Annotated in this window: 17 protein-coding genes and 4 tRNA genes; 8 read left to right on the top strand and 13 right to left on the bottom strand. The window is 59.6% G+C overall.

The features are described 5' to 3' along the window. Nucleotides 1–70 precede the first annotated feature (70 nt). A complete protein-coding gene (locus tag QRN20_RS17640; RefSeq protein WP_029243898.1) occupies nt 71–1,021 on the bottom strand; it encodes a GlxA family transcriptional regulator in 951 nt (316 codons plus the stop codon). Between the two features lie 251 nt (nt 1,022–1,272). Between QRN20_RS17640 and QRN20_RS17635 the strand changes: the two genes are divergently transcribed. Both QRN20_RS17635 and QRN20_RS17630 read left to right on the top strand, forming a co-directional pair. After that, nucleotides 1,273–1,995 (top strand): pirin family protein, encoded by a 723-nt coding sequence (locus QRN20_RS17635; protein ID WP_025993767.1) that lies wholly within the window; start codon nt 1,273–1,275, stop codon nt 1,993–1,995. A gap of 215 nt (nt 1,996–2,210) precedes the next feature. After that, the gene (locus tag QRN20_RS17630) at nt 2,211–2,636 is read left to right on the top strand and encodes a cupin domain-containing protein (protein ID WP_004884254.1); all 426 of its coding nucleotides are present in this window, start codon (nt 2,211–2,213) and stop codon (nt 2,634–2,636) included. Nucleotides 2,637–2,696: 60 nt separating this feature from the next. On the opposite strand, the gene QRN20_RS17625 is transcribed toward QRN20_RS17630, so the two are convergent. From QRN20_RS17625 to QRN20_RS17610, 4 genes are all read right to left on the bottom strand, one after another. Continuing rightward, nucleotides 2,697–2,772 (bottom strand) — tRNA-Gly (locus QRN20_RS17625). Nucleotides 2,773–2,775: 3 nt separating this feature from the next. Beyond that, nucleotides 2,776–2,851, bottom strand: a tRNA-Glu gene (locus QRN20_RS17620). Nucleotides 2,852–2,950: 99 nt separating this feature from the next. After that, nucleotides 2,951–3,026, bottom strand: a tRNA-Gly gene (locus tag QRN20_RS17615). A gap of 2 nt (nt 3,027–3,028) precedes the next feature. Continuing rightward, a tRNA-Glu gene (locus QRN20_RS17610) sits at nt 3,029–3,104 on the bottom strand. A gap of 285 nt (nt 3,105–3,389) precedes the next feature. Between QRN20_RS17610 and QRN20_RS17605 the strand changes: the two genes are divergently transcribed. Beyond that, nucleotides 3,390–4,148 carry a hypothetical protein gene (locus tag QRN20_RS17605; RefSeq protein WP_080665300.1) on the top strand — a complete coding sequence of 253 codons (759 nt, stop codon included), beginning with the start codon at nt 3,390–3,392 and terminating at the stop codon, nt 4,146–4,148. 258 nt (nt 4,149–4,406) lie between these two features. Here QRN20_RS17605 and msrC read toward each other — a convergent pair whose 3' ends face one another. Continuing rightward, nucleotides 4,407–4,889, bottom strand: a complete 483-nt coding sequence (gene msrC, locus QRN20_RS17600; RefSeq protein WP_043304246.1) for a free L-methionine (R)-S-oxide reductase MsrC — start codon at nt 4,887–4,889, stop codon at nt 4,407–4,409. Continuing rightward, entirely contained in the window at nt 4,886–5,776 is an 891-nt protein-coding gene (locus QRN20_RS17595) for an ATP-binding protein (protein WP_217386690.1), read from the bottom strand. Before QRN20_RS17595 ends, msrC begins: the two co-directional genes overlap by 4 nt. Before the next feature lie 89 nt (nt 5,777–5,865). On the opposite strand from QRN20_RS17595, the gene QRN20_RS17590 reads away from it, so the two are divergent. Next, nucleotides 5,866–8,229 carry a hybrid sensor histidine kinase/response regulator gene (locus QRN20_RS17590; protein ID WP_029243892.1) on the top strand — a complete coding sequence of 788 codons (2,364 nt, stop codon included), beginning with the start codon at nt 5,866–5,868 and terminating at the stop codon, nt 8,227–8,229. Here QRN20_RS17590 and QRN20_RS17585 read toward each other — a convergent pair. Next, nucleotides 8,226–8,711: a glutathione peroxidase gene (locus QRN20_RS17585; RefSeq protein WP_029243891.1), complete on the bottom strand. Its 486-nt coding sequence runs from the start codon at nt 8,709–8,711 to the stop codon at nt 8,226–8,228. The genes QRN20_RS17590 and QRN20_RS17585 overlap by 4 nt on opposite strands. Nucleotides 8,712–8,839: 128 nt before the next feature. Next, a complete protein-coding gene (msrB, locus tag QRN20_RS17580) occupies nt 8,840–9,235 on the bottom strand; it encodes a peptide-methionine (R)-S-oxide reductase MsrB (protein WP_029243890.1) in 396 nt (131 codons plus the stop codon). A gap of 191 nt (nt 9,236–9,426) precedes the next feature. Between msrB and QRN20_RS17575 the strand changes: the two genes are divergently transcribed. Then, nucleotides 9,427–10,638 carry a pyridoxal phosphate-dependent aminotransferase gene (locus QRN20_RS17575; protein ID WP_029243889.1) on the top strand — a complete coding sequence of 404 codons (1,212 nt, stop codon included), beginning with the start codon at nt 9,427–9,429 and terminating at the stop codon, nt 10,636–10,638. A gap of 266 nt (nt 10,639–10,904) precedes the next feature. Next, entirely contained in the window at nt 10,905–11,792 is an 888-nt protein-coding gene (gene htpX, locus QRN20_RS17570; RefSeq protein WP_025993775.1) for a protease HtpX, read from the top strand. Nucleotides 11,793–12,099: 307 nt separating this feature from the next. Here the strand turns inward: htpX and QRN20_RS17565 are convergent, their stop codons facing one another. After that, nucleotides 12,100–12,771, bottom strand: a complete 672-nt coding sequence (locus QRN20_RS17565) for a thiopurine S-methyltransferase (RefSeq protein WP_088234805.1) — start codon at nt 12,769–12,771, stop codon at nt 12,100–12,102. Between the two features lie 101 nt (nt 12,772–12,872). On the opposite strand from QRN20_RS17565, the gene QRN20_RS17560 reads away from it, so the two are divergent. Next, the gene (locus QRN20_RS17560) at nt 12,873–13,640 is read left to right on the top strand and encodes a DODA-type extradiol aromatic ring-opening family dioxygenase (protein ID WP_058430913.1); all 768 of its coding nucleotides are present in this window, start codon (nt 12,873–12,875) and stop codon (nt 13,638–13,640) included. 77 nt (nt 13,641–13,717) lie between these two features. Here the strand turns inward: QRN20_RS17560 and QRN20_RS17555 are convergent, their stop codons facing one another. Both QRN20_RS17555 and QRN20_RS17550 read right to left on the bottom strand, forming a co-directional pair. Further along, nucleotides 13,718–15,388: a DEAD/DEAH box helicase gene (locus QRN20_RS17555; RefSeq protein ID WP_004884230.1), complete on the bottom strand. Its 1,671-nt coding sequence runs from the start codon at nt 15,386–15,388 to the stop codon at nt 13,718–13,720. 440 nt (nt 15,389–15,828) lie between these two features. After that, nucleotides 15,829–16,590, bottom strand: coding sequence for a spermidine synthase (locus tag QRN20_RS17550; RefSeq protein ID WP_122413533.1), 762 nt, complete (start codon nt 16,588–16,590; stop codon nt 15,829–15,831). Nucleotides 16,591–16,751: 161 nt separating this feature from the next. Between QRN20_RS17550 and QRN20_RS17545 the strand changes: the two genes are divergently transcribed. Then, nucleotides 16,752–18,098, top strand: coding sequence for a class II 3-deoxy-7-phosphoheptulonate synthase (locus QRN20_RS17545; protein WP_029243885.1), 1,347 nt, complete (start codon nt 16,752–16,754; stop codon nt 18,096–18,098). A 7-nt stretch (nt 18,099–18,105) separates the two neighbouring features. Here QRN20_RS17545 and QRN20_RS17540 read toward each other — a convergent pair whose 3' ends face one another. After that, a complete protein-coding gene (locus QRN20_RS17540) occupies nt 18,106–19,311 on the bottom strand; it encodes a winged helix-turn-helix domain-containing protein (RefSeq protein ID WP_285360876.1) in 1,206 nt (401 codons plus the stop codon). Between the last annotated feature and the right edge of the window lie 22 nt (nt 19,312–19,333).

Here is a 19,333-nt window from a genome sequence, read left to right as displayed (position 1 = left end):
CAAGTTTTCCGGGGGGAGTCACACGGTCAATGCGATGCTGGATACGGACACCCCGGCGTTTGGGCCGAAACTAACTGAACTGCTCGCGGTATTGGCTGGGTGTCAGCCCCAGCTTTTCACCGAACAGAAAGCGCATGTGCCGCACGCTGCCAAAGCCGCTTCGGTAAGCCACCGTCTTGAGCGGCAGGTCACTGACTTCCAGCAGGCTTCTGGCGCGATCGATACGGGCGTTCTGCAGAAACTCCATGGGCGTCATCTGCACTTCGCGGGAGAACAGCCGGGCGAAATGCCGGGCGCTCATGTTGGCCATATTGGCCATGCGCTCGACGCTGAATGACTCGTCCAAGTGCTCCAGCACGTAATTCTGCACCCGAGTAACGGCCGTCTCGTTGGTCGCGACAGCGCCCATCAACGGACTGAATTGCGCCTGACCACCCTGGCGCTTCATCAGTACCAGCAATACCTTGGCGACGTCCTGCGCGACTTTCTTGCCGTGATCCTTGGCTACGACTGCCAGCGCCAGGTCGATACCTGCGGTGACCCCGCCGGAGGTCAGCAGGTTGCGGTCATTGATATAGATCTGATCGGTCTCGACGATGGCCTTGGGAAAACGCTTGATAAGACGTTCGGTGTAATGCCAGTGAGTCGTCACCCGGTGGCCATCCAGCAGACCTGCCTCGCCGAGAATGAACGCGCCCGTGCAGATCGAGCCGATACAACCTGCCTGCTCCCTGGCACTCAATAACCAGTCCACCAGCGGCTGATGTTTGTCGTCATAGGCTCCCGGCCCGCCGGGTACCAGCAGCAGATCATGACTGCCAGCAACCTGCTCCAGGTGAGCATCGGCCATCACCCGAACACCATTGGATGCCCGGATGGCTCCGTGTTGCGTGCCGACGGTGCTTATCTGGTAGTGCTTTTCCAGCGCCAGATAGCGGTTGGCGATGGAAAACACCTCCATGGGGCCTGCCATGTCGAGCAGAAGAAATTCCGGGAACAGGACCATTGCTACGGTTTTCATGAATGAGACGTCACTTGAAAAGAGTAAAGGTCAGGGGCGCATTATGGCGAAGATCGCAGGCGATGGGGACTATGCGTCGGGATCAGACCCAGGTTATGCAGGCAGGAACGGTCGATTGAGCGACTGTCAACCACAGCGAGACAGTCATTCGTCTTTCAGCTACTTATTGCACCGACAGATAACCAGTAACCTTCATCTCACTTGGTCGATACCTGAATCTGCAGCGTCGACATCTGGATGGAGAAACTATCATGCTGACTCTTCGCAAAGCTTCCAACCGTGGCGCAGCTGATCACGGCTGGCTCAAATCCTTTCATACCTTCTCGTTTGCCAGTTATCGCAACCCGAACGAACAGGGTTTCTCCGACCTGCTGGTGATCAACGACGACCGTGTGACCGCTGGCAAAGGCTTCGGACAGCACCCGCACCGCGACATGGAGATTTTCTCCTATGTGCTTGAAGGCGCGCTGGAACACAAGGATACCCTCGGTACCGGCTCGGTGATTCGTCCCGGTGACGTGCAACTGATGAGTGCCGGCAGCGGCGTGGCGCACAGTGAGTTCAACCACTCGCAAACCGAAGGCGTGCACTTTCTGCAGATCTGGATCGTACCGAATGTCAGCGGTGCCACTCCCAAGTATCAGCAAGAGCATTTCAGCCCCGAGCAGAAACGCGGTCGCCTGCAACTGATCATTTCGCCCGATGGCGAAAACGGCGCGCTGAATGTCCGCCAGGATGCCCGTGTATATGCTGGTCTGTTCGATGGCAGCGAAACCGCCACGCTTGAACTGGCCGCCAATCGCTATGCCTATGTGCACGTTGCACGCGGCAGCGTGGTCCTCAACGGCCAGGCGCTTGGCGAAGGTGACGGTGTGCGTCTGCGTGATGAACAGGTCATCACTCTGAGCGAAGGCGTGGATGCCGAGGTGCTGGTGTTCGACCTGCGTCCCAATGAACTGCCGCAGATGCCTTGATGGCTGAAAGCCCTTCCTCACGAAACCTGCAGAACGCCGTCTCATTGGACGGCGTTTCTGTATGCACCACACTTCAGGCACACAGAGCCTGGGCATACTTGTTACTTTGTTTCACTTGATGCCCTTCCACGCCTGATTCACGCTCCGCACAAAGCGTGTTGGCGTTGCGCCCCGTACCGCTGTCAATTTTCTACTATCAGCCAGAGGGACTGACCATGCCCCACGACCATCAACAGGATTGCGTGCTGTTGAAACCTGCTGCGACCTACCAGGGCAAGCAGGGCCTCGACTATCAGGTCGGGATATCAGCCGAAAGCGCTGGTGCACGACATATTCACATGCAATTGCTGACCATCCCGCCTGGCGGCAAAGGCAAGGCGCACAAACATCAGGAGCACGAGACCGCCATCTATGCCTTGAAAGGCGGAACGGGGTGCTGGTACGGCGAAGCGCTCGAGAAACACGCAACAGTGGAAGAAGGCGACTTTTTCTACATTCCCGCAGGCATGCCGCATGTGCCGTACAACCTGAGCAAGGAACATGAAGCCACCGCGCTCATCGCCCGCACCGATCCCAACGAACAGGAAAGCGTGACCCTGATGCCGGAGCTGGATGCATTGCTGGCTGAACGACAGGCTTGAGAGGGGGCTTGAAACGCGCATACAAAAACGCCGCTCTGTTGAGCGGCGTTTTTGTGAATTTGGAGCGGGAAACGAGACTCGAACTCGCGACCCCGACCTTGGCAAGGTCGTGCTCTACCAACTGAGCTATTCCCGCAAATGGCGTCCCCTAGGGGACTCGAACCCCTGTTACCGCCGTGAAAGGGCGGTGTCCTAGGCCACTAGACGAAGGGGACACTGCCTGAAACATCATGGTGTATGTTCCAGTTCCAGAACTCATCCGAAGAAGGTTCTGGTTTCACTCAACCCTGCCGTGAAGCAAGGCTGCTTAAAAATGGAGCGGGAAACGAGACTCGAACTCGCGACCCCGACCTTGGCAAGGTCGTGCTCTACCAACTGAGCTATTCCCGCAATGGCGTCCCCTAGGGGACTCGAACCCCTGTTACCGCCGTGAAAGGGCGGTGTCCTAGGCCACTAGACGAAGGGGACACACGTACAACATTCACTACTTATTGCGCTTCGCTGTGTGCTTTACGCTGTAAGTGGCGCGCATTCTATGGATGGTTTGAGGGGTCGTCAACCCCATTCTGAAAATTTATTGAAATCAACGACTTCGACCCTGTTCAGGGCACCGACCGACGGTTTGCAAATGCGCACCTATAATAGAAGCGATGTTGCAAACTCCGACGGGCACATCTATGCGCAGTAGTGCTTAGCCACTACACTCCCTGCAAAATTACTTGAACAATTGAGGTTTGCGCAGTGACTCCACTCATGATCACGCTGATGGTAATAGCCGGTATCGCTGTGCTGATCGCGATCGGCTATCTGAACCACGTCGCTGAGAACAGCAAACTGGACAAGGCACGGACCAAGGTAGAGCTGAACGATCGCCTGCGCCGCTGCGGCGAGATCACCGAAGTGTTTCCGGGCCAACTGATGTCTCCGGCACTCAAGCTGCTGCTGACCCGCCTGGAGCTGAACGTCGTGCAGCGCATGCTGGCGCTGGAAAAGGGCAACGCCCAGCTCAAGAGCCGCATTGCCGAACTTGAAGAGCAGGTTGCCAAGGGCGACCGCATCGAAGTGACCAACCCTGTCACGCCGATCCAGACCGAAGCCAAGGCCAAGGACGTGCGCTTCCTGCTTGAAGCGCTGCATGGTCAGGTGACCCGCGCTGCCCACGACGGTTTCCTGCAGACCAGCGAAGCCAAACACTGGATCCGCGAAATCCGCACGATTCTGGTGAACCTGCATATCGAGTTCTTCAATAACCTCGGTCAGATGGCCCTGTCCCAGGACCAGCCAGGTCAGGCGCGTCTGGCATTCGAACGTGGCGTTCAGTACCTGCGCAACCAGCCGGACCCGGTCACTTATCAGCAGCAGTTGCTGGCGATGGAAAAACAACTGGCCCGCGCCAACTCCATGGTCCTGACCAATACTGCCCCGTCTGCCGACGATGACAACGCACTGACCGAAGGCCTGAAGGCTGACGAAACCGAATCGGAATGGAAGAAGAAAGTCATCTACGATTGATGACTTGGCACCTCTGCCCCTGACACAGCCAGATGCACCTGCAGGCATCTGACTGCGGGAGGCCCCACCACGAATTCGACGTAGCGCTGTCGCGCATCAAACACGGACTGCGGGAGGCGGCTTGCCGGCGATGGCGTCCTGTCAGTCACTGACAGGTCGCCTGGGAAGCCGAATCGCCGGCAAGCCGCCTCCCACGAGGGTGAGCGTTCTTCCGGCAGTGACACGTTGCTTGGTAAGGCAGCGTCTACCGCAACCCACTCAGCAGTCGGTCGCCGCCAGAAAGATCGCCGCCAGACGCTCGATACCCGCCTGATCCACCTCGCTGAAACGCCCCACGCTCGGGCTGTCCAGATCCAGCACGCCCACCAGTTTCCCCTCTTTGATCAACGGCACCACCAGTTCGCTGTTCGACGCGCTGTCGCAGGCGATGTGGCCGGCGAAACTGTGCACGTCCTCGACTCGCTGAGTCTGCCGGGTCTGCGCCGCTGCGCCGCACACACCACGTCCAAAGGGAATTCGCACGCAGGCGACCTGCCCCTGAAACGGCCCGAGAACCAGCTCTTCATTGCGATTGAGGTAAAAGCCTGCCCAATTCAGGTCATCGATCTGGGTGTACAGAAAAGCGGAAAACTGCGCGGCGTTGGCGATGAAGTCGCGCTCGTCCGCCAGTAAGGCTTCCAGTTGCGCGGTCAGCAGGTTGTAACCGTCCAGGCCTGCGCCCGTGTCTTGCAGATTGATCATGTGTCTTGCTCCAGCAATTGAAGGCCCACCCAGTAACGTGCGAACTGGTAGGCACAGCGACCATTTCGATTACCGCGTCCGGTCGCCCAGCGGACCGCGGCCTTGTCCAGATTCTCATCGCGCTGCCAGCTCAGACCGGATTTCAGCGCCAGTTGAGTGATCCAGTGTTCGACGACATTCAGGTAATGATCCTGCGTGAAGGGATAGAACGACAACCACAGCCCGAAACGGTCGGACAAGGCAATCTTGTCCTCCACCGCCTCGCTCGGATGAAGCTCGCCGTCCACCTGCTGCCAGTTGGCATTGTCGCTCTCCTTTTCAGGCACGAGGTGGCGACGGTTCGAGGTGGCGTAGAGCAGTACATTATCCGGTGCCTGCTCCAGCGACCCGTCGAGCACACTCTTGAGCACCCGATAATCCCCCTCGCCCGACTCGAACGACAGATCATCACAGAACAGCACGAAGCGTTGTGGCAATTTCTGTAATTGCTCCACGACACGCGGCAAGTCGCCCAGGTGATCGCGCTCGATCTCGATCAGGCGCAGGCCCGACGCTGCATATTCGGCCAGCAGCGCGCGAATCAGCGAAGACTTGCCTGTGCCGCGTGAACCCCATAACAGCGCATGGTTAGCCGGCAGCCCGTCGATGAACTGACGGGTGTTGCGGCCCAGTTGGTCACGCTGCAAATCCACGCCGATCAAGTCGGACAGGCGCATGTCGAGGCTGACTTCAAGCGGCATCAGGTAGCCGCTACGCCCCTCACGGACCCAGCGCGCAGCCAGCGCCTGCGTCCAGTCGACCGGCTCGCGCAACGCTGGCAACAAAGGCTCCAGGCGCGCAAGCACCGCGTCTGCGCGCTCAAGAAATGCATTCATCCGGGAATCCACGGTCTCTCCTCATATTTAACTGACTGATCACCTGCCCCGATCAGCTATGCTTGCCCGGCACCGGGCACCCGAAGTGGCAGTTAGTATTCATGGATATCAGGCTCAACAACAGGCTTTCGTTCAAGCAGGCACGGCTGGCCGTACTGATCGGCTTTGCGCTGGGAACCTTGCTCAGCCTGTTTCAGATCGCCATCGATTATGCCAGCGAAGACGCATCCATCGATCGCGAAATCAATTCCTTGCTGGAAATCATCCAGAACCCTGCCTCGCGTATCGCTTACAACATCGATGCCGAACTGGCCCAGGAACTGACCCTGGGCCTGCTGCGCTCGCCCGCCGTGGTCAGCGCCAGACTGACCGACAACAACAATATGGTGCTGTCCAGCGTCGAACGCCCGATGGCGACCGGTCGCTACCGCGTCCTCAGTGACTGGATGTTCGGCGAGAGCCGTCAGTTCGAAGAAAAGCTGAAACTGGATCATCTGCCGAATGAAACCATCGGCACGCTGTACCTGACCGTCGACACCTTTGCCTTCGGCAGTCACTTCATGCAACGCGCCGAAATCACCCTGCTCAACGGCTTCGTACGTAGCCTGGCGCTGGCCGCCATTCTGACGATTCTGTTTTACGCCACACTCACCAAACCCCTGGTCGGCTTGATCCGCGAGCTGAGCAGTCACGATCCGCGCAGTCCGCAGCGCTCAAGGATCACCTGCCCGCCGAATCATGAGCAGGATGAGATCGGCGTACTGGTCGAAACCTTCAACCGCCAGATCGAGACCGTGACCAGCGAGTTCGCCCGACGCCGCGAAGCCGAGGATCGCCTCACCGATCACCTGAACCAGTTGGAAAGCATCGTCTCGGCCCGCACCAACGAATTGCGCACCAGCAACATCCGACTGCGCCAGTCCAACGAGGAACTGCAGATTGCACGCAGCACCGCGCTCGATATGGCGCATGCGCGCTCGGCGTTTCTGGCGCACATGAGCCATGAAATCCGCACGCCACTCAACGGCCTGCTCGGCATGCTCGCACTGTCGCTGGACGGACCGCTGACGGCCGAGCAGCGTCAGCAGCTGTTGATTGCCCATGACTCGGGCAAGGTGCTGGTGGAACTGCTCAACGATATTCTCGACATGTCCAAATTCAACGCCGGGCATCTGGAGATCGAACGCATCCCGTTCGACCTGGGCCTGCTGGTCGAGGACACCGCCAACCTGTTGTCTCAGAACGCAGCGCCCAGCGTCGAACTGACGTGCCTGATTGCGCCGGATTTCCCGGCCATGGTTTCCGGCGACCCGACCAGAGTCAGGCAGATCGTCAGCAACCTGCTGTCCAACGCGCTCAAGTTCACCCGCTTCGGGCGAGTCGATGTGCGACTCAGCCATTCCATCGATCCTCAGACCCGGGAGAACCGGGTAAAGATCGAGGTAAGCGACACCGGGATCGGCATCGCGCAGGAAGCCCAGACTCGAATCTTTCAGCCGTTCACCCAGGCAGAGGCCGCCATCACCCGGCAATATGGCGGCACCGGGCTCGGACTGTCGCTCACCCACAGCCTGTGTCAGGCCATGAATGGCACCCTGACCTTTCAGTCCAGGTCGGGCTTTGGCAGCCAGTTCTGCGCGGAGCTGCCGCTGCCCGTGCACATCGAGGCCATACCCCCCGCCCGGCTCAAGGGCCGGGTGATGGTGATCAGTTCCGCAGGTAGCGGTCTGGTGGAGCTGCTAGGCAATCTGCTGCCGAGCTGGGGGGTGGACGTGGAGCGACGCAGCATTGATGATCGCGCCCAGCCACTGCAACTTGATACCCGCCCCGATCTGGTGATCACCGACTGCCCTGAATGCCTGTTCGCCATTCGACCTGCGACGCCCGCGCCCATTCTGCTGGTGACCGCTTACGGCAATTTCATGCCCGGCGAACAGGTGAGCGCCTTGGCGCCCCTTCAGCAACAGGCCCGGCCACTGGCCAGAAATGCGCTCTATCACACGCTACGCCGTGTGCTGGCTCATGAAGAAAACGGTGCGAAGGCCCAGGCATTACCGGATCCGACCATACGACGTCCGGCGCGGATCCTGCTCGTGGAAGACAATCCGGTGAATCAACTGGTGGCCAAGGGGATACTCGCCAAACTGGGCTGCCACGTGGTGGTCAGCAGTCACGGCGGTGAAGCGCTGGAGGAACTGGAGCGCAACGATTTCGATCTGGTGCTGATGGATTGCAACATGCCGGTCATGAATGGCTATGAGGCCAGTCGGCAGATCCGCAGCAGCGGCCGCTGGCCCAACCTGCCCATCGTCGCGTTGACCGCCAACGCCATGCCGGACGAACGTGAGCGCTGCAAGGCCGCAGGCATGAGCGACTACCTTGCCAAGCCCTTCAGACGAGCCGAGCTGGTGAGCATTCTGGACCAGTGGATTCCGATCACCGAACGGGCTGATCAGAACGTCTAACGCAGCAGCGCTTCGATTTCCCCGGTCAGCTCTTCAGGCTTGGTCAGCGGCGCAAAACGTTTGACCAGCTTGCCGTCCTTGCCAATCAGAAACTTGGTGAAGTTCCACTTGATGCGCTCCGATCCCAGCAGTCCCGGCGCCTGCTTCTTGAGCTGCACGAACAGCGGATGCGCCTGATCACCATTGACGTCGATCTTCTTGAACAGCGGGAAGCTGACGCCGTAGTTGAGCTCGCAGAACCCGGAAATGGCGCCCTCGTCTCCCGGCTCCTGCTTGCCGAACTGATTGCAGGGAAAACCAAGCACGACCAGGCCCTGATCCTTGTAATCCTGCCAGAGCTTTTCCAGTCCTTTGTACTGCGGCGTGAAACCGCATTTGCTGGCGGTATTGACCACCAGCACGGCCTTGCCGGCAAAATCAGCGAGGGTTTTCTGCTCACCCTTGATGGTGGTGCACGGGATGCTCAGCAGGTTTTCGCTCATGACAGTGCCTCAGGCTAATGGGGATCGCGATATGACCCATGACGTTAGCGTGCAATCGAGCGGCGTGCACTTCAATTTCCGACGCTGATCAAACCCGATAAGCGCAGCGACCGCCCGTCACACCGTCGTTATGCGCGCGGTTTCAGGTTCAGACACACCGAATTGATGCAATAACGCAGACCGGTCGGCGGTGGGCCATCCGGAAACACATGCCCCAGATGCGCGTCACACTTGGCGCAGACCACTTCGGTACGGATCATGCCGTGACTGACGTCACGCACATCCACCACGGCGCTGTCTTCGATAGGCGCGTAGAAGCTCGGCCAGCCGCAGCCTGAATCGAACTTGGTTGCAGAGTCGAACAGCGCTTCGTTGCAGCACACACAACGGTAGACGCCATCGGTCTTGGTATCGTTGTACTTGCCGCTGAAAGGACGTTCGGTCGCTTTCAGGCGACAGACGTTGTACTGCTCGGGGTCAAGCATCGCCCTCCACTCTTCGAGCGTCTTCTCAAACTTTTCCACGGGTACACCTCCAATACTGAAAAAGCCTGATCTGTATCTTTTCCGCAGATCAGGTGGCACGTATGATTGCGCCAGGTCAGGCGTCAGTCTGGCACCCGCGTTTGTCGCGCACAAATCCATTTCATCGTGTTTCGTGCAGCGACCTTCAATTGCAAGTCAGCAACAGCTCGTCCATTTTCGGGATCATCACCATGCAGTTCAGCAAATCGAACAAGCTCGCTAACGTCTGCTACGACATTCGCGGGCCGGTGCTCAAGCACGCCAAACGTCTGGAAGAGGAAGGCCATCGCATCCTCAAGCTGAATATCGGCAACCCGGCACCGTTTGGTTTCGAGGCGCCGGACGAAATTCTGCAGGACGTGATCCGCAACCTGCCGACCGCCCAGGGCTACAGCGACTCCAAAGGCCTGTTCAGCGCCCGCAAGGCCGTGATGCAGTACTACCAGCAGAAGCAGGTCGAAGGTGTCGGCATCGAGGACATCTACCTGGGCAACGGCGTGTCCGAACTGATCGTGATGTCGATGCAGGCGTTGCTCAACAATGGCGATGAAGTGCTGGTCCCGGCGCCTGATTATCCATTGTGGACCGCTGCGGTCGCATTGTCCGGCGGCAACCCGGTGCACTACCTGTGCGACGAGCAGGCCAACTGGTGGCCGGACCTGGCCGACATCAAGGCCAAGATCACGCCAAACACCAAGGCCATGGTGATCATCAACCCGAATAACCCGACGGGTGCGGTGTACTCGAAAGAAGTGCTGCTGGGCATGCTGGAGCTGGCTCGCCAGCACAATCTGGTGGTGTTCTCCGACGAGATCTACGACAAGATTCTCTACGATGATGCCGTTCATGTATGCACCGCATCACTGGCACCGGACCTGCTGTGCCTGACCTTCAACGGCCTGTCCAAGTCGTACCGCGTCGCAGGCTTCCGCTCCGGCTGGATCGCGATTTCCGGTCCCAAGCACAACGCACAGAGCTACATTGAAGGCATCGACATTCTGGCCAACATGCGTCTGTGCGCCAACGTGCCGAGCCAGCACGCCATCCAGACCGCACTGGGCGGCTACCAGAGCATCAACGACCTTATCCTCCCGCCGGGCCGCCTGCTGGAGCAGCGTAACCGTACCTGGGAATTGCTCAATGACATTCCAGGCGTCAGCTGCGTGAAGCCTATGGGGGCGCTGTACGCCTTCCCGCGCATCGACCCGAAGATCTGCCCGATCCACAACGACGAGAAATTCGTGCTGGACCTGCTGCTGTCGGAAAAACTGCTGGTTGTGCAGGGCACCGCCTTCAACTGGCCGTGGCCGGATCACTTCCGCGTGGTAACCCTGCCTCGGGTGGACGAGCTGGAGCAGGCCATTGGCCGCATCGGCAACTTCCTGAAGAGTTATCGCCAATAGGCCATCACTGTATGTGATGCCTTTGCACCGTGCCCCGACCTGTTCGGGGCATTTTATTTATGCATTGAATTGACCCGGTCGTTTTTCAGCGTTCATCCGCTGCGAGGTCGGGGGCTATGGCTCAGGCGCCGTTCAGGTTCCCGGGATTACCATCGAATCAGACCAGAGGACACAGTTTGAAATAGTCCCTCTGTTGAATAGCGGCAGGCATCACCTTATATACCCGGCATCCAGTTACATTTTGTCCTGAGGAGAACGTTTCGACCATGATGCGCATTTTGCTGTTTTTGGCCACTAACCTTGCGGTCGTGCTGATAGCCAGCATTACCCTGAGCCTTTTTGGCTTCAATGGGTTCATGGCGGCCAACGGGGTTGATCTGAACCTCAATCAGCTGCTGGTTTTCTGCGCCGTGTTCGGTTTTGCGGGCTCGCTGTTCTCGCTGTTCATTTCCAAATGGATGGCAAAGATGAGCACCGGCACTCAGATCATCACCCAGCCGCGCACCCGCCATGAGCAATGGTTGCTGCAGACCGTGGAAGAACTGTCCCGCGATGCAGGCATCAAGATGCCGGAAGTCGGTATCTTCCCGGCCTATGAAGCCAACGCATTTGCGACGGGCTGGAACAAGAACGATGCCCTGGTTGCCGTCAGCCAGGGCCTGCTGGAGCGTTTTTCACCCGACGAGGTGAAAGCGGTGCTGGCCCACGAAATCGGTCACGTATCGAACGGCGACATGGTGACGCTGGCGCTGGTGCAGGGCGTGGTGAACACCTTTGTGATGTTCTTCGCCCGCATCATCGGCAACTTCGTCGACAAGGTGATTTTCAAGACCGAAAACGGTCAGGGTATCGCCTACTACATCACGACGATTTTCGCTGAACTGGTCCTGGGTTTCCTGGCCAGCGCGATCGTAATGTGGTTCTCGCGCAAGCGTGAGTTCCGCGCTGACGATGCCGGTGCACGTCTGGCCGGTACTCAGTCGATGATCAGTGCCTTGCAGCGCTTGCGCTCCGAACAGGGCGTGCCGGTGAACATGCCTGACAGCCTGACGGCGTTCGGCATCAACGCCAGCCTGAAACATGGCATCGCTGGCCTGTTCATGAGCCACCCGCCGCTGGAAGTCCGCATCGAGGCACTGCGCCGTCGCGGTTGATTGATCGGGCAGTAACGAAAAGGGCGACGTGAGTCGCCCTTTTTTATCTCTACTCACTGCACAGAGACGCCTCTTATCAAACAACCTGTAACCACTGAAGGAACGCGATTTTGTGGGAGCGGACCGGGCGGCGTTCCGTTTGTCCGCGAATACTGTATTACAGACGACGAATATTCGTCGGATGTACTGGCCTTTTCGCGGACAAGTCCGCTCCCACGAGTTTGCCGCGCGACAGCGCTACGTCGAAGACGTAGTGGGGCCTCCCACAGTCAGATGAGATACCCATGATGTTCGGGTGTCCGCATGATCATGCGTCGGCCAATACCAGACGCTCCATCCAGTAAACACACTCATCCATACGCCTTACACCTGCGCCAAGCGCTCTGGAACTGCTCTGGAGCGCATCGCGCTCACTGACCCGCGTCACATTCCAGTGTGCAGACATATGAGCCTGCAGCCACTCGTGAGGCACGGAGAACGGCGGGCCGTCCAGCTCGGCCTGATCGTAATCCAGCGTGATCAGCAATCCCCTGCACGCTGGCGGCATCAACTGCTCAAGCTGTCGGACGTAACGCTCCCTAATGTCGGACGGCAGCGCAATCATCGCGGCCCGGTCATAAAATGCTGCGCACACACCGATGTCTTCAGCCGTCAGCGCAAAGAAATCACCACACCAGATGTCGATACCAGGTGCCGAGTACAGAGTGAAGCCTCCACGCTGTGTCACCCGCGGTTCAAGCTGGTGCTCCGCGAAATAGCCCTCCACCGCCGTCTGCGACAGCTCGACGCCGACTACCTGAAAGCCCTGCTCGACCAGCCAGCTCATGTCATGGCTCTTGCCGCACAAGGGCACCAGCACGCGGGCACCCTTCTCCAGTTCCAATTCGGGCCAGAGCTTGCGCAGGTCCTGATTCACTTCGGCCTGATGAAAGCCGATCTGCCCCGCCGTCCAGCGCTGCCGCCAAAATTCTGCGTCCACAAACCCTCCCGATAATCCGATCAAACCGCATCAAAACTTATATTAGATTTGGATCCCAGCCCTGGCGGAAGATGTGTCATCACTATTTTCATGGAGTCCACATGTTCCCCAGCCTGTTTATCTCGCACGGCTCGCCCATGCTGGCGCTGCAGCCCGGCGAGAGCGGTCCTGCGCTGGCACGTCTTGCAGCCGAAATGCCAAGACCACGCGCCATCGTGATGGTATCGGCCCATTGGGAAAGCCACGAACTGCTGGTCAACGGCAATCCACAACCGGAAACCTGGCACGACTTCGGCGGCTTCGCTGCAGAATTGTTCGCTGTGCAGTACCCCGCCCCCGGCCTGCCTGATTTGACCCGCGAAGTGGTCGAGCTACTGGCCGCCAGCGACCTGCCCGCACGTATCGACAGCAGACGTCCGTTCGATCATGGCGTCTGGGTGCCGCTGTCGCTGATGTATCCACAGGCCGATATCCCCGTGGTGCAGATTTCCCTGCCCAGCCGACAAGGCCCCGAGTTGCAGACCCGTGTCGGCAAGGCGCTTGCCGGTTTGCGCGCTGACGGCGTACTGATCATCGGCTCCGGCAGCATCACCCATAATCTGGGCGAATTGAACTGGAACGGTGACTCGGCACGCGTAGAGCCGTGGGCACAGGCATTCAGGGACTGGATGATCGACAAGCTGGCCAGCGATGACGAAAGCGCGCTGCATCAGTACCGCAGCCTCGCACCGCATGCCGTGCGCGCTCACCCGAGCGACGAGCACCTGCTGCCGCTGTACTTCGCCAGAGGCGCGGGCGATGAATTCAGCATCGCGCATCAGGGTTTCACCATGGGCGCGCTGGGCATGGACATCTATCGGTTCGGCTGAAGCGTTAAAAATCCGAAGCAAAAAAAATCCCCGAACCAGTCGGGGATTTTTTATTGGACGATCAGCTCAAGAGCGGATCAATCCTCGCGATAGCGACGCAGCTTCAACTGCTTGCCGGCAACGCGGGTGTCCTTGAGCTTGGTCAGCAGACGCTCAAGGCCATCTTCCGGCAGCTCGACCAGGCTGAAGCTGTCACGGACCTGGATACGGCCGATGGCTTCGCGGGCCAGGCCGCCTTCGTTGAGGATGGCGCCCAGCAGGTTCTTGGCAGCGATACCATCACGGGCACCCAGCGCGGTACGGCAACGGGCGCGACCTTCAGCCAATGGAACCGGCGCACGACGCTCGCGCTCTGGACGATCGCCACGATCACCACGGTCCGGACGATCGCCACGCGGGGCGTTGTTCGGAACCAGTGGGCGCTCGCGCTCGATAGCAGCCAGGGTCAGGGCCTGACCGTTGGTAGCCTTGCGCAGCAGAGCGGCGGCCAGTGCACGTGGCGAGCAACCGATGTCGGCAGTCAGACGATCCAGCAGATCACCGTGGGTCGACTCGGCGTCGGCAACCAGTGGCGACAGGCTGTTGGTCAGTTTCTTGATGCGGGCATCCAGCACAGCCTGGGCATCCGGCAGGCGGACTTCCGCAACCTTCTGGCCAGTCACACGCTCGATAACCTGCAGCATGCGGCGCTCACGCGGCGTCACCAGCAGCAGTGCGCGACCTTCGCGACCGGCACGGCCGGTACGGCCGATACGGTGAACGTAGGACTCAGGATCGTAAGGCATGTCCACGTTGAATACGTGGGTGATACGCGGAACGTCGAGACCACGGGCAGCAACGTCGGTCGCTACAACGATGTCCAGACGGCCATCCTTGAGGGAGTCGATGACGCGCTCACGCTGGTTCTGGGCGATGTCGCCGTTCAGTGCTGCAGCCTTGTAGCCTTTGGCTTCCAGCGCGCTGGCCAGGTCCAGGGTCGCCTGCTTGGTGCGGACGAACATGATCAGGGCGTCGAAGTCTTCGACTTCCAGCAGGCTCAGAACAGCCGAGGTCTTCTGGTCAGCGTGAACCAGCAGGTGAGCCTGCTCGATCGCGGTAACGGTCTGGGTCTTGGTCTGGATCTTGACGTGCTTCGGATCGCGCAGATGGCGCTCTGCAATGGCACGGATCGACTGTGGCAGCGTGGCCGAGAACAGAACGGTCTGGCGGGTCTCAGGCATGGCCTTGAAGATCACTTCCAGGTCGTCCATGAAACCCAGCTTCAGCATTTCGTCCGCTTCGTCGAGAACCAGGTGGTTCACGGTCGCCAGGACTTTTTCGTCACGGCGAAGGTGATCGCACAGACGGCCTGGAGTGGCGACGACGATTTGGGCGCCGTTGCGGATGGCCTTGAGCTGAGGGCCCATAGGCGCGCCGCCGTAGACCGCTACAACGGTCACGCCCGGCATTTGTTTTGCGTAGGTCTCGAACGCGGTGGCAACTTGAAGTGCCAGCTCGCGGGTCGGGGCCAGGATCAGTGCTTGCGGCTCGCGCTTGCTCGGGTCGATGCGATGCAGGATAGGCAGTGCGAACGCGGCGGTTTTACCCGTACCGGTTTGCGCCTGACCAATCATGTCGTGACCGGCGAGAATAATCGGGATCGATTGCTGCTGAATGGCCGAAGGCTCTTCGTAGCCAGTGGCGACGACAGCTGCAACGATATTGGGATGAAGTTCGAGAGCGGCGAAGCCGCCGATTTCCTGGGTCATGGGTCTGCCTCTAGTGCATCCGCAAAGACCCATGCTTCAAAGCTGCGCGTGCCGTGTACGACCTTGAGGTCACCCTGGCTGCTTTGTCGGCGGGGATTTGCGAAAACGTTTGATGAATGGATCGTCAATGATAGTTCGCAGTGCGAACGCGCGACCGAAGCGGGCTTCGGAGAACTGCTATATCACGACGAGGGCCTCGTTAAGGCCGGCGCGCACTATACCGGAATTGCGCACGAAAGTGAGTCTTTTTTTTGCGAAACGTTGCCGGCCAGGCGAGAAAAATCAGGCGTTTCAAACCCTGAGCTTCCTGCCCGGCACCGTACGGCCCCGCGATTGCGGGGACGGCAGCTTAAACGTTTCACCGATTTCTGCAAATGATCAGGGTCAGGTCTTTCGACGTGCGGCGAATTGTCCCACATTCAATTCAGGTTTTCTCTGGTTCAGGTTGCAGGCCGCACTGACTTGATCAACGAGTCCAGCGAATAACCCAACCGGGACGTCAGCGCTTCGGCGCGCTGGGCGAGTGATTCGAGGTCCAGCGCCTGATCCAGATCCGACGGCACGATAAGGATGACGTTGCCCTCCTTCACCGGCAGCTCCCAGTAGTGGCGATGATAAAGGCCACGCAATAGGGCGGCACCCAGAGGTTTGCCATCATCGGTCGCCCACTGGTTGATGATCAGCCAGCCACCGGGATTCAGACGCTGCTGACAGCCCTGCAGGAAATTCCAGGCCAGATGCCCGACACCCGGACCGACATCGGTATACAGGTCGACGAAGATCAGATCGGCAGGTTCGGTAGTGTCGAGCAGATCCAGCGCGTCGCCAATGCGTATATAAAGGCGCGGATCATCGTCAAGGCCCATGTACTCCATCGCCAGCCGCGGAACGTCGGGGCGCAGTTCGATGACTTCCACGTCTTCCAGCGGCAGGAACTTCATGCACGCCTGAGTCAGCGTCCCGGCACCCAGCCCCAGGAACAGCGCGCTTTCCGGTGCCTCATGGCACAGCGCACCAATCAGCATGGCGCGGGTGTAGTCGTACTCCAACCAGCTGGGATCGGCCGTGAAGGTGCAGCTCTGCTCGATGGCGTCGCCAAATTCCAGAAAGCGATAATCGTCGACTTCCAGCACGCGGATCATGCCGTAATCGTCGTGGACTTCCGCCAGAATCCGTTCTACGCGTTCACGCTCTTCCGTCATTACCGTTCCCGATTGGCCCGCAAAACGCGAATTGTCGGCCATGCCACGTACTTTGTCACATGTTCAGGAGGACAACGGGAGCCCGGTTATCCGCGCCGCGCTGGCAGCAGCACGGCGAACTGCTAACATGCCGATCCGATTGCACAACCCTAGAGCCAATAATGAGCCAACCCTGGAGCCCCGACAGCTGGCGGGCACTGCCAATTCAACAGCAACCTCACTACCCGGACGCCGAGCATCTATCCAGGGTCGAACAAAGCCTGGCCAGTTACCCGCCGCTGGTGTTTGCCGGCGAGGCCCGAGAGTTGCGTCGCCAGTTTGCCGAAGTGACCCAGGGCCGTGCGTTTCTGCTGCAAGGCGGCGACTGCGCCGAAAGCTTCATGGAGTTTTCCGCAGGCAAGATTCGCGACACCTTCAAGGTGCTGCTGCAGATGGCCGTGGTCATGACCTTTGCCGCAGGCTGTCCGGTGGTCAAGGTCGGACGCATGGCTGGCCAGTTCGCCAAGCCGCGCTCGGCCAACGATGAAACCATCGACGGCGTCACGCTTCCGGCCTACCGGGGCGACATCGTCAACGGCATCGGCTTCGACGAGAAAAGCCGCGTTCCAGACCCTGATCGTCTGGTGCAGGCGTACAACCAGTCCACCGCCACGCTCAACCTGCTGCGCGCCTTTGCCCAGGGCGGCTTCGCCGACCTGCATCAGGTGCATCAGTGGAACCTGGACTTCATCGCCAATTCGGCGCTGGGCGAAAAGTACAGCCAGCTCGCTGACCGCATCGACGAAACGCTCGCCTTCATGCGCGCCTGCGGCATGGACACTTCGCCGCAATTGCGCGAAACCAGCTTCTTCACGGCCCACGAGGCCCTGCTGCTCAACTACGAAGAAGCCTTTGTTCGCCGTGACAGCCTGACCAACGATTACTACGACTGCTCCGCGCACATGCTGTGGATCGGCGACCGTACCCGGCAACTGGACGGCGCACATGTCGAGTTTCTGCGCGGCGTGAACAACCCGATTGGCGTCAAGGTCGGGCCGAGCATGAATACCGACGACCTGATCCGTCTGATCGATATTCTCAACCCGGACAATGACCCGGGCCGCTTGAACCTGATTGCGCGCATGGGTGCGAACAAGGTCGGCGATCATCTGCCGCAGCTGATTCGCGCCGTCGAGCGTGAAGGCCGCAAGGTGCTGTGGAGTTCGGACCCGATGCATGGCAACACCATCAAGGCCAGCAGCGGTTACAAGACTCGCGATTTCGCGCAGATTCTGGGCGAGGTCAAGCAGTTCTTCCAGGTGCATCAGGCCGAAGGCACCTACGCAGGCGGCATCCACATCGAGATGACCGGGCAGAACGTCACCGAATGCATCGGCGGCGCCCGGCCTATCACCGAGGATGGCTTGTCGGATCGTTACCACACCCATTGCGACCCACGGATGAACGCCGACCAGTCGCTGGAGCTGGCGTTCCTGATTGCCGAGACACTGAAGCAGGTGCGCCGCTAAGTAATCGTCAGATCTCCAACGCTTTTGCCAGACGCACCCCGCTGTCGCGCTGGCAATTGACCTGAATCTGCGCCAACCCCAGCCAACCGGCGAGCTGGCGCAGATTGTCCGCCAGGGCCTGCATGCCCTCCTCGTCCAGACCGTTCGGTTCCTCATGCACGGCGTGCACCGCCAGACGATCGGCTGCACGCTCGGAACGCAGATCGATCCGCGCGGCGATACGTTCGTTGTGCAGAAACGGCAGCACGTAATAGCCGTACACACGCTTGTGCTGCGGCGTATAAATCTCCAGCCGATAGCGAAAATCGAACAGCCGCTCGGTGCGCGCACGCTCCCAGACCAGTGAGTCGAACGGCGACAGCAGCGCGCTGGCGTTGACCTTGCGCGGCACCTTGCTGTCCGGCAGACAGAACGCCCTGTGTGTCCAGCCTTGAACCTGAGCAAACTCGAGCGCCCCGTCTTCAACCAGCTCAGCCAGCAGGGTCCGGCTGGGCTGTGGATCCTGACGAAAATAATCACGCAGGTCTTTCTCGGTGCCGACCCCCAGAGCGCTGACCGCATGCACCAACAGCGCACGCTGGGCATTGGCTTCGGCGATTTCGGGCTGATCGAGAATATCCATCGGCAGGACACGTTCGGGCAGGTCGTACAACCGCTCGAAGCCACGACGCCCGGCCACCGTCACCTCGCCCGCTGCGAATAGCCATTCCAGCGCCTGCTTTTCCACGCTCCAGTCCCACCAGGGTCCGGCTTTTTCCTGACGTGCACTCAAACTGCCCGCACCCAACGCACCCCGCTCGCGGACGGCTTGCAGCACGCGCTCGATAGCAGGTTGCTGTTCGCGACCGAACCTGGCCAGTCCCTGATAAATGCCTTCGCCCTGAGCCGCACGGCGCATCCGCCAGCGCATCAACGGGTAGAGTTCGACAGGCAGCAGCGACGCCTCATGCCCCCAGTATTCGAACAGGCGCCGATGCCGGCCCTGGCTCCACGCGGCCTGATCCAGCAATGTCGGCGAATAGTGGCCCAACCGCGAAAACAGCGGCAGATAATGAGAACGCACCAGCGCATTGACCGAGTCGATCTGTAACACACCGAGTCGGCTGATCAGTTGCGTGACGTGGCTGGCCTTGATCGTCGCTGGCGGCTGGCGCCCGTTGAAACCCTGAGCAGCCAGTGCCAGACGACGTGCTTGTTTGAGGGACAACTCCATAGGCTTAAGCGCTCCCGGTTGG

Origin of the sequence: Pseudomonas sp. fls2-241-TYG-175 (assembly GCF_030209155.1) — a bacterium.
Classification (GTDB): domain Bacteria; phylum Pseudomonadota; class Gammaproteobacteria; order Pseudomonadales; family Pseudomonadaceae; genus Aquipseudomonas; species Aquipseudomonas viridiflava.
Note: the sequence above shows the minus strand (reverse complement) of the source record. Positions and strands in the feature narration are given on the sequence as shown.